General features: G+C 68.8%; 8 protein-coding genes. 5 read left to right on the forward strand and 3 right to left on the reverse strand.

Annotated elements, in window-relative coordinates; all coding sequences use genetic code 11:
• Positions 1 to 421: 421 nt before the first annotated feature.
• Positions 422 to 2,620 (reverse strand): glycogen debranching N-terminal domain-containing protein, encoded by a 2,199-nt coding sequence (locus ACFU5K_RS30005; RefSeq protein ID WP_384067287.1) that lies wholly within the window; start codon positions 2,618 to 2,620, stop codon positions 422 to 424.
• Positions 2,621 to 2,830: 210 nt separating this feature from the next.
• Between ACFU5K_RS30005 and ACFU5K_RS30010 the strand changes: the two genes are divergently transcribed.
• From ACFU5K_RS30010 to ACFU5K_RS30030, 5 genes are all read left to right on the forward strand, one after another.
• Positions 2,831 to 3,865 carry a LacI family DNA-binding transcriptional regulator gene (locus ACFU5K_RS30010; RefSeq protein ID WP_384067290.1) on the forward strand — a complete coding sequence of 345 codons (1,035 nt, stop codon included), beginning with the start codon at positions 2,831 to 2,833 and terminating at the stop codon, positions 3,863 to 3,865.
• A gap of 163 nt (positions 3,866 to 4,028) precedes the next feature.
• Positions 4,029 to 5,279 carry an ABC transporter substrate-binding protein gene (locus ACFU5K_RS30015; RefSeq protein ID WP_384067293.1) on the forward strand — a complete coding sequence of 417 codons (1,251 nt, stop codon included), beginning with the start codon at positions 4,029 to 4,031 and terminating at the stop codon, positions 5,277 to 5,279.
• Between the two features lie 41 nt (positions 5,280 to 5,320).
• Positions 5,321 to 6,589, forward strand: coding sequence for a carbohydrate ABC transporter permease (locus tag ACFU5K_RS30020; protein WP_384067296.1), 1,269 nt, complete (start codon positions 5,321 to 5,323; stop codon positions 6,587 to 6,589).
• Positions 6,590 to 6,698: 109 nt separating this feature from the next.
• The gene (locus ACFU5K_RS30025) at positions 6,699 to 7,613 is read left to right on the forward strand and encodes a carbohydrate ABC transporter permease (protein ID WP_384067299.1); all 915 of its coding nucleotides are present in this window, start codon (positions 6,699 to 6,701) and stop codon (positions 7,611 to 7,613) included.
• 187 nt (positions 7,614 to 7,800) lie between these two features.
• Positions 7,801 to 8,097, forward strand: coding sequence for a hypothetical protein (locus ACFU5K_RS30030; protein ID WP_384067302.1), 297 nt, complete (start codon positions 7,801 to 7,803; stop codon positions 8,095 to 8,097).
• A gap of 282 nt (positions 8,098 to 8,379) precedes the next feature.
• Here the strand turns inward: ACFU5K_RS30030 and ACFU5K_RS30035 are convergent, their stop codons facing one another.
• Together ACFU5K_RS30035 and ACFU5K_RS30040 are read right to left on the reverse strand one after the other, a co-directional pair.
• Positions 8,380 to 8,640: a hypothetical protein gene (locus tag ACFU5K_RS30035; RefSeq protein ID WP_384067308.1), complete on the reverse strand. Its 261-nt coding sequence runs from the start codon at positions 8,638 to 8,640 to the stop codon at positions 8,380 to 8,382.
• A gap of 355 nt (positions 8,641 to 8,995) precedes the next feature.
• A complete protein-coding gene (locus ACFU5K_RS30040; RefSeq protein ID WP_384067306.1) occupies positions 8,996 to 9,355 on the reverse strand; it encodes a transposase in 360 nt (119 codons plus the stop codon).
• Positions 9,356 to 9,368 lie beyond the last annotated feature (13 nt).

The following is a 9,368-nucleotide window of genomic DNA, read 5'->3' on the forward strand; positions in this document are numbered from 1 at the left end:
GTGCTGGTCATGAGGGGGTGGTTCTCCTGTCGTGCCCTCTCAGGCTAACCCGACGAAGCGGGGCGTCTCACCCAAGGCTGACAGAGAGGGACACGCGATGCGTGCGCATGATCTTAAAACAGCAGCGCTCACACCGTCGAGGCGTCTTCCGAGGAAGTGAACCTTTTCGGCCACGGAGCGTCACCCATCCCCAGCCCAGGACGAGAACTGGCGACAGTTGAATACGCGAGCCCACCAGTACCAACGCCGGTCCTGGGGCCGACCGTGGACCGCCCTGCCGACCCGTCGGTCGCCCAGCCCGAGTTGCGAGGGTCCTCGCTGCTCGGGCTGGGCAACTGGGTCCTGCCGTTGGCGGTACGGCCGCCGCCGGGTCGCCGTCGGCGGCCGTACCGGTCGTGGCACCGGTTGGCCGGCGTGATCCTCAGGAGCGCGGCGCCGTGTGTTCCTCCACGATCAGTCCCGCAGGTGCCGTAACCGATTCGATCCGGCCGTCGGTGCCGACGGCGATGTCGAGCCGTTCTCCCGCGACGGTGAGTCCTGCGACGGTGAGTGCGCCGACGGGGAGTGGGCCTGTCGGCCGGAGGTGGAGGCGGCCGGCGGGTACGTCGGGCTCCAGTCCGGTCAGGGCGGTCATGAGGGCGATGGCCGCTGCCGCTGACCAGGCCTGTGGCCGGCAGGCCGCTGGGTAGGGGACGGGGGCAGGGGTGTCCGTGCGCGCGTCGCCGGCCCACAGTTCGGGCAGGCGGTAGTCGAAGGCGGGCGCCGCGGCGAGGATGCCCTCGATGAGCCGGGCGGCGGCTTCGGGGTGTCCGGTGCGGGCGAGGCCGGCGACGGCGATGGCGGTGTCGTGGGGCCAGACGGCGCCGCAGTGGTAGCGCAGCGGGCCGAAGCCGCCGGACCGGGAGGACATCGTGCGCAGCCCGTAGGCGTCGGACATGTCGGGAGCGGCGAGCCGTGCGGCGACGGCGGCGGTCTCGTCGGCGTTGAGTATGCCGGTGGCCAGGAGGTGGCCCATGTTGCTCGTGACGGCGTCGACGGGGTGGCCCGAGCCGTCAAGTGCCATGGCGGGGTAGGGCCCTTGTTGGTCGGAGACCCAGAACCGGGCGCGGAACCGGTCGGCGAGGTCGGCTGCGAAGGTCCGCCAGTGTTCGCCGTCGGGCAGCGCGAAGGCGTCGAGGAGCGCCGCGCCGGCGAGGGCCGCCTCGTAGGCGTAGCCCTGCACTTCGGCGAGAGCGAGGGGGGCTTCGGCGAGGCGGCCGTCGGCATACCGGGCGGCGTCGCCGGAGTCTTTCCAGCCCTGGTTGGCCAGTCCGGCTCCGGTGTGGTCGATGTAGGACAGGAATCCGTTGCCGGTTCGGGCTGCGGCGTCGATCCAGCCGAGTGCCGCCTTGAGCGCCGGCAGCAGCGGTTCGATGTCGGCGGCGGGCAGGCCCCAGCGCCATGCGTCGTGGAGCAGGCAGATCCACAGGGGGGTCGCGTCGACCGTGCCGTAGTAGACCGGCGGCAGGCGCAGACCCTGGCCGTCGTCGAAGAGTCCGCGCCGGATCTCGTGGAGGATCTTGCCGGGCTCTTCCTCTGTCGCCGGATCGGTGCGGGTGCCCTGCCGGGCGGCCAGGGTGCGCAGGGTGCCCAGTGCGAGGTCGGTTCCGAGCGGCAGGAGCATCCGTGCGGCCCACAGGCTGTCCCGGCCGAAGAGCGTGAAGAACCAGGGGACGCCTGCGGCGAGGAAGGTGTCGGCAGGTGATTCGGCCGTGGCCATGCGCAGCGAGTGGAGGTCGTCCAGGCTCTGCGCGACGAGGGCGCGCAGGCGGTGGTCGTCGGCGGTGACGTCCGGGCGATGCCAGGTGGACTTGTGGTCGGCGGCCGTGACGACCGCGTTCGTGTCGGAGACCTCGACGGCCAGGTGCAGGTCGACGTTCTCACCGGGCTCGACCGTGAGGGTCCAGGTCAGGGTGGAACTCTCGGCGTCGGGCGTCGCGCCGGGGGCGCTGACGGCGACCGCGACCGCGGCGTCGCCCCAGCGCAACACGCCTGCGCCGGAGAGCAGTTCGCTCGTCGGCTCGGCAGGAGAGCAGGGCGGCAGACCCGCCTTGGTGTGCTCCAGTGTCATGAGGTCTCCGGCGACCTCGACGCGGACGGCGAGATGCACCGGGCTCGTCGCTGTGGAGCGGACGGTCAGCTGTTCGGTGAGCCGGCCGGGCGTGAGGGTGCGTTGTCGGTCGATCCGGACGGTCGGGTCGGGGACGGCGTCGCCGAGCGCCTGGGTCAGGCCGACGAAGCGGCTGCGGCCGGGTCCGTCCGTCGCGTTCATGACCGCGACGACGGGTAGCCAGTCCTCGCCCGCGCGTGTTCCTGCGTTCCTGGCCTCGCCTTCGGCCTCGCTGTCCCCGCCGGCAGCGGGAGGAGCTTCCCTCGCGTGCTCGCCGGACGTTGCGTGGTCGGGGCGCAGCGTTACGCGCAGCAGACTCAGCGCCCGTATGTCGGCGTGGAAGAGGCCGTGCACGGCGGCCCCGGGAGCGGCTGCGTCGAGGTTGCCGTCCGGCCGGGACAGCACGACGGTCGGGGCGGCGAGGGTGACCGCGAGATCGTGCAGGAGCGGCTGCCGCTGCGGTGAAGTCATGGAAGCTCCGTCCGGTGCCCTTTGTCTCGTGGGCCGTTGGTGGGGGCAGTTCGTGACCGCGCCGACTCTTGACAGCCTGGGCGGCGATCGCCACAGTAACCGATTGGAACGCTAAATTTAACGTTCAAATCCAAGCGGGACGGCAACACACTGCGACGCCACGAAGGCGGATACGCTGCGGCGCGGTGAACCTACGGAGGTGGCTTCGCGATGGCGCGAGTAACACTCGAAAGCGTGGCGCGGCATGCCTCCGTGTCGACACAGACCGTGTCCAACGTCATCAACGCTCCGCATCGGGTCCGGCCGGAGACCCTGGCCCGCGTACAGGCCGCCATCAAGGAGCTCAACTACCGCCCGAACCAGGCTTCCCGGACGCTGCGAACCCGGCGTTCACGTCTGATCGGCGCGCGCATCGAGCCGGTGCGCGACGGCGTCAGCGGCGCCGTGCTCGCCCAGTTCCTCCAGTCGCTGACCGCCCGTACCCAGGAGGCCGGCTACCGGATCGTGGTGTTCACGGCCACCGACGACGACCATGAGTGCTCCCTGTACGAGCAGTTGCTGGACGACCACGACGTCGACGCATTCGTCCTGCACGCCACACACGCCGGCGACCGCCGGACGGCGTGGCTCGCCGAGCGCCGGGTGCCGTTCGTGACCTTCGGCCGGCCCTGGGGGACTGAACCCGAGACCGCCGAGCGGCATGGCTGGGTCGATGTCGACGGCGCGCAAGGGACCCTCGCCGCGACCCGGCACCTTATCGAGAGCGGGCATCAGCGGATCGCGTTCCTCGGCTGGCCGGAAGGACCGGATGGATCAGAGGTCGGCGACGACCGGCGCAGCGGCTGGTCCGCGGTCCTTTCAGCGTCGGGGATCGACGTCCTGGCCGGCTACGACGTGGGCGTCCTCGATGGGCTCGACACCGGCCGCACGGCCGCCGCGGCGATGCTCGACCTGCCCAGTCCGCCGACGGCGATCGTCTGCGCGAGCGACTCGCTGGCGCTTGGGGCCTGGACCGAGATCACCGCGCGCGGGCTGCGTCCGGGGGCCGACGTCGCGGTGGTCGGCTTCGACGACTCCCCGACCGCGGCGGTCGTCGGCCTGAGCAGCGTGGCACAGCCCTACGACGAGGCGGCCGCCGCCTGCCTGCGGATGCTCCAGGAACTGCTGGCGACTCCCGAACCGCTGGGCGTCCCGCCCACCCCGATCCTGCTGCCGCCCCGGCTCGTCGTCCGGGCCAGCGGCTGAGCCGGCCCCGCAGCACCCGCACTCCCTTCACCTCGCCCGGCGGCTCCCCGGAACCCCCGGCCGGCCACAACCGCGATCCCGCTCACAGCCGCAGTGCGGCTGACGGGACGCGGCCCCCCGCTGTCACCGGCTCTTCAGGCCGGTCTCTGCAAGGAGATTTATCATGAGAAATCCGCGTACCCGCTGGGCAGTTGGTGGCGCCGTGCTGCTGTCGCTCAGTCTGTCGGCCTGTGGTGGCAGCGGGTTCGACGACACCGACAAGGCAGACGGCCAGGCCTCGTCCGGCCCCGCCTCGATCAAAGTCCTCATCGGCTCCAGCGGCGACGCAGAGACGAAGGCCGTCACGGCCGCCTCCGACGCCTGGGCGGCGAAGTCCGGCAACAAGGCCACCGTCACCCAGGCCCAGGACATCGGCCAGCAGCTCGGCCAGGGCTTCGCCTCGAACAACCCGCCGGACGTCTTCTACGTCGACGCATCCCGCTTCGCGACGTACGCGAGCGCGGGCAGCCTCGAGCCGTACGGCGACAGCTTCCCGGGGAAGGACGACTTCTACCCCGCTCTGCGTCAGGCGTTCACCTACAAGAGCAAGCTCTACTGCGCCCCCAAGGACTTCTCCACGCTCGGCCTGCAGATCAACACCACGGCGTGGGAGAAGGCCGGTCTGACCGATGCCGACATCCCCACCACCTGGCCGCAGCTGGCATCCGTGGCGAAGAAGCTGACGACGGGCAAGCAGGTCGGCCTGGCACTCGGCGACACGCGCGACCGGATCGGTGCCTTCATGGTCCAGGCCGGCGGATGGCTGACGAACAAGGACGCCACCAAGGTCACCGCGGACTCTCCCGAGAACCTCAAGGCCCTGAAGTTCGTCCAGTCGCTGCTCGCCGACGGCTCGGCCAAGTACCCCAAGCAGCTCGACTCCGGCTGGCCGGGCGAAGCCTTCGGCAAGCAGAAGGCCGCCATGACGATCGAGGGCAACTGGATCGCCGGAGCCATGAAGAGCGACTACCCGGACGTCGAGTACAAGACGGTTCCGCTGCCGGCGGGCCCTGCGGGCAAGAAGGGCACGCTCGCCTTCACGCAGTGCTGGGGCATCGCGGCGAAGAGCAGGCACAAGGCCGCAGCCATCGACTTCGTCAAGGCGATGACCGCGAAGAACGCCGAGCTGACCTTCGCCAAGGCGATCGGCGTGATGCCGTCGCGGCAGTCCGTTCAGGCCGAGTACGTCGCCCAGTTCCCGCAGGACAAGGCATTCATCGACGGCGCCGCGTATGCCCAGGCCCCGGTGAACGTCGCGAAGATCGACCAGGTGCTCGCCGACTTCGACACCGGCCTTCAGTCTCTGCCGGGCGCCGACCCGAAGCAGATCCTCAAGCGACTCCAGAAGAACGTGCAGGCGGTCGTAGGCCAGTAACCCGGAAGTCCGGACACGATTAGAACGAGAGTGAACCTGCGATGAGTGAACCGAATCCCGGGCCCGCCAAGGGCCCGGGCAGCGGCCCGGCCACGGTCCGGACGGCCGGCACCGACGTGGCCCCCGCCTCGTCATCCGTACTGCGCGGTCCGCGCAAGGCAACCGGTGCAAACGGTGCCGAGGCGGCCGGTGGAGGCCGCCCCACCCGGGTTCCCCGCGGTGGTATCCGAGGGCGCGAAGGGCTCGCCGGCTGGCTGTTCGTCTCACCCGTCATCGTCGTGCTCGGGCTCTTCCTGGTCGTGCCCATTGTCATGGCGCTGTGGGTGAGCCTGTCCGACTGGAACGGTCAGGGCAGCCCCTTCTCGGCAGGCGTGCACTTCGCCGGCGCGCAGAACTACGAGCAGATCGTCACCGAACCCGGCCTGGCGCAGAGCGACTTCATGACGAGCCTGCGCAACAACGCCTACTACGTTCTCTTCGTCGTCCCGTTGCAGACCGCTCTCGCGCTGGGCCTGGCTCTCCTCGTCAACGGCAGACGGCTCAAAGGGAAAGGATTCTTCCGCACCGCGTACTACTTCCCGTCGGTGACGAGCTCGGTCGCGATCTCGGTCGTCTTCCTGTTCATCTTCTCCTCCAGCGGCGTGGTCAACTCACTGCTGGCGAAGATAGGAGTCGACGGACCGTCCTGGTTCGCCGATCCTCGTGGCGTCATCCATCTGGCCCTCGGCGCCTTCGGAGTGAACACCGACGCGCCACCCTTCGCACTCGCCGACACCACCGTCGGCGGCCTGTCCCTGTGGGACTGGGTCTCCGGGCCCAGTGTGGCCATGTGCGCGATCATCACCCTGGTCGTGTGGACGACGGCGGGCACGTTCATGCTCATGTTCCTCGCTGCACTCCAGGACATCCCCGTCGAGGTCGAGGAGGCCGCCGAGATCGACGGCACCGGGCGCTGGCAGCGGTTCCGCCACGTCACGCTGCCCATGCTCAAGCCGACCCTCTTCCTCGTACTGACCCTCGGACTCATCGGCTCCTGGCAGGTCTTCGACCAGATCTACGTCATGAGCAAGGGCGCACCGGCGAAGACGACACTCACTCCCGCGTTCCTCTCCTACCAGTCCTCGTTCACCGACAACGAGTGGGGACAGGGCAGCGCCATCGCCTTCATCCTCTTCGCGATCATCGTCGCGATGACACTGCTGCAGCGGTTCGTCCTGCGTGACAAGGACGAGGCCCGTGCCAGGGCGACCACCCGGCGCGCGGCAAAAGCGGCCCGCTCCGGGTCCGGCCCGACTGCGGGGACGACCTGATGCCCCGCACCGCCGCAACGGTCCCCTGCCCACCACCCGGAACCGACGCAACTGCGCCCACCCACCGTAGCCGCCCGGCGGCCACCGCCGACGTCCACAGAGGCACGCGATGAGCACACATCCCAAGCTCGCCGACACACACACGGCAGGGCACGCAGACGGCACGCACGCGACCCGCGGAAGAGGCAACCGCACGTGGCGCGGCGGCCTCACTCGCGCGCTCGGCTACACCGCGCTCATCGTCGTCGCGCTGCTGTACATCTACCCCTTCCTCGTCCAGCTCGCGACGAGCTTCAAGACCGATGCGGACGCCACCAACAACCCGCTGTCGTTGTGGCCGGACCACTTCACGACAGCCGCCTTCAGCCGGCTTGCCGAGGCGGACTACTCGCGCTGGTTCGCGAATTCCGTCGTTGTCGCCCTGCTCGTCACCGCAGGCCGCGTGTTCTTCGACTCCCTCGCCGGATACGCACTGGCCCGGCTCCGCTTCCCCGGCCGGGGCGCACTGTTCGCCGCCGTCATCGCGGTCATGGCCGTGCCCGGCGTCGTACTGCTCATCCCGAAATTCCTCGTCCTCAACCAGGTCGGGATGTACGACTCCTACGCGGGGATGATCGTCCCGCTTCTCGCCGACGCCGCCGGCGTGTTCATCATGAAGCAGTTCTTCGAGTCGATCCCCGTCAGCGTCGAGGAAGCTGCCCGCATCGACGGCGCGAGCACCTTCCGGACCTTCTGGTCCGTCGTGCTGCCGATGGCCCGGCCCGCACTGCTCACCCTGACCATCCTGTCGTTCCAGGGGTCATGGAACGAACTGGGGCACTTCATCGTGTCCCGGCAGAGCCCGGAACTGAACACCCTCACCACCGGGGTCGCCTCACTCGTCTCCGGACAGCTCGGCTCGGGCAACCAGTACCCGCTCAAACTCGCCGCGACCCTGCTCATGATCATCCCCGTGGCCCTGGTGTTCTTCGCCTTCCAGCGGCACTTCGTCCGCGGCGGCACGTCAGGCGCGACCAAGGGGTAGCCGGGCCGGCTCCCCGAGTGATCAACAGTCAGCCACACGCGTTTGTGTGTACTCCGACAGGACCGAGCCCCATGAGCAACCCGACCTCCACGAACGACGCCGTGCACGACGCCGTGCACGACGCCGCGAACGACTCCTGGTGGCGCGCGATTTTCCAGGGTTCCGGGCTAGCGATACAGTGCGCGCCGTGGATATACCCGACTGGTTCAAGTGGATCTTTCTCAACTTGACCTTCTTGCAGTTCCTCGGCCTCGTCTCCGTCATCCGCCGACTACGCGAACTCGACTCTGGAGTGCGGACCAAGGCACGTTTCGATCTGGTGGACTCGATCGGCAGCATCTTGTTCTTGGGCGGTGCGTACTTGAGTCTCGAGGCCTCAGAATCCTGGTTCTGGCTCGGCCTCGCTGGCTTCGTCCTCGTGGGCGCCGGCTACGCCGTGAAGGGAGTCCATCTCCTCCGCGCCCGCCGTCGCCCCACAGCCTGATCCAGCTAGGGCAAGAGCTCTCCACAACAACTTGGTGGCATCAAGAGGGTCTCTCCTCCTCCGGCGGCGCCCGGGGGAAGAGGCCCCAGGCGATTGCTTCCCGGGATGCCACGAAGCGGAAGCCGTTCGAATCCGGGACTCGCTCAAGTGACTCCCGAAGTCGGGTTCTGGCTCACTTCCCGTGGAGCATGCACGCTGCGTGACGGTTGTGGGGGGAGTGGGGGTATCGCCGAGATACGGGTCAAAGGGGCAATGAGTTGATCTTGAATCCCTGACGGCTGTTCAGCTCTCCGCTTCGTCCTCGGCGAGGATGCGGTAGACGGTGGCGACCGAGGGGCGCTTGCCCTGGTTCTTGCCCGAGGTGATGACGAGCTTGCGGGCGATCTCGGGGACGGGCACGCCGTTGGCCCGCAGGCTGCGGGCGTATGCGGCCATGTCGTCGTCGACGACCTTGGGGCGTCCGCCATGCCGGCCGCGTTCGCGGGCGGAGGCCTGGCCTTCGAGGGACTTCTCCCGGATGTACTCGCGCTCGGACTCGGCCATGCCTGCGAAGAACGCGAAGGTGTCCAGATAAGGAGATGCTCGGCCGCTACTCCTTCCAGCTCCCCGACCTGCCCGGAGGCTTGCGACCACTGCGCGATCCGGATGCCGTAGACGGCGAGTGACCGCCAATCATCGGGAGACGCCGACCAGCCCCTGCTGCGGGCTGGTCGGCGGGGCTGCGGTTGGGTTGCTTAGCCTTGATCCACCGACGTGATTTGGGGAGCGATCTTCTGACCGGTTTCGAGCCGGTTTCAGGTCGACGGTTGGGCATGGGCAGGTTGTAGCCGCTGGTCTGCCCAGCTTTTCCACAGGTTCGGTTTCGGTCAGGCCCTGGCGGGCGGGTGGTCAGAGGCTGTCAGGCCGGGTCGGGTGGCCCGTGGACGGTGGCGAACAGGTGTGTCCAGGCGTGTTGCCAGGGCCAGTTGTGCGGCAGGTGCAAGGTGATGCGTCGCGCGGAGCGGGCGATCCGGGCGGGAACCTGGACCAGGTGGGTGCGGAGGGTGGCGGTGGTGGCCTTGGCGTGGAAGGCGGAAGTCAGGGAGCCGGTGGCCCGCAGCAGGTTGTAGGTCATCGCCCACAGAGTGAGCCAGGCCGCGTTGGCGTGAAAGTGCCCGGAAGGCAGGTGCGCCAGGGCCTGAGTTCCGCAGTTAGCAGTGCCGACTAGGACACGAATATGTGGGTTGACCTGCGAAAATGCCTGTGAGCACGCCGAGATGGCGTGTCACTAG

This window comes from Streptomyces sp. NPDC057428, from assembly GCF_042803195.1.
Taxonomy (GTDB): domain Bacteria; phylum Actinomycetota; class Actinomycetes; order Streptomycetales; family Streptomycetaceae; genus Streptomyces.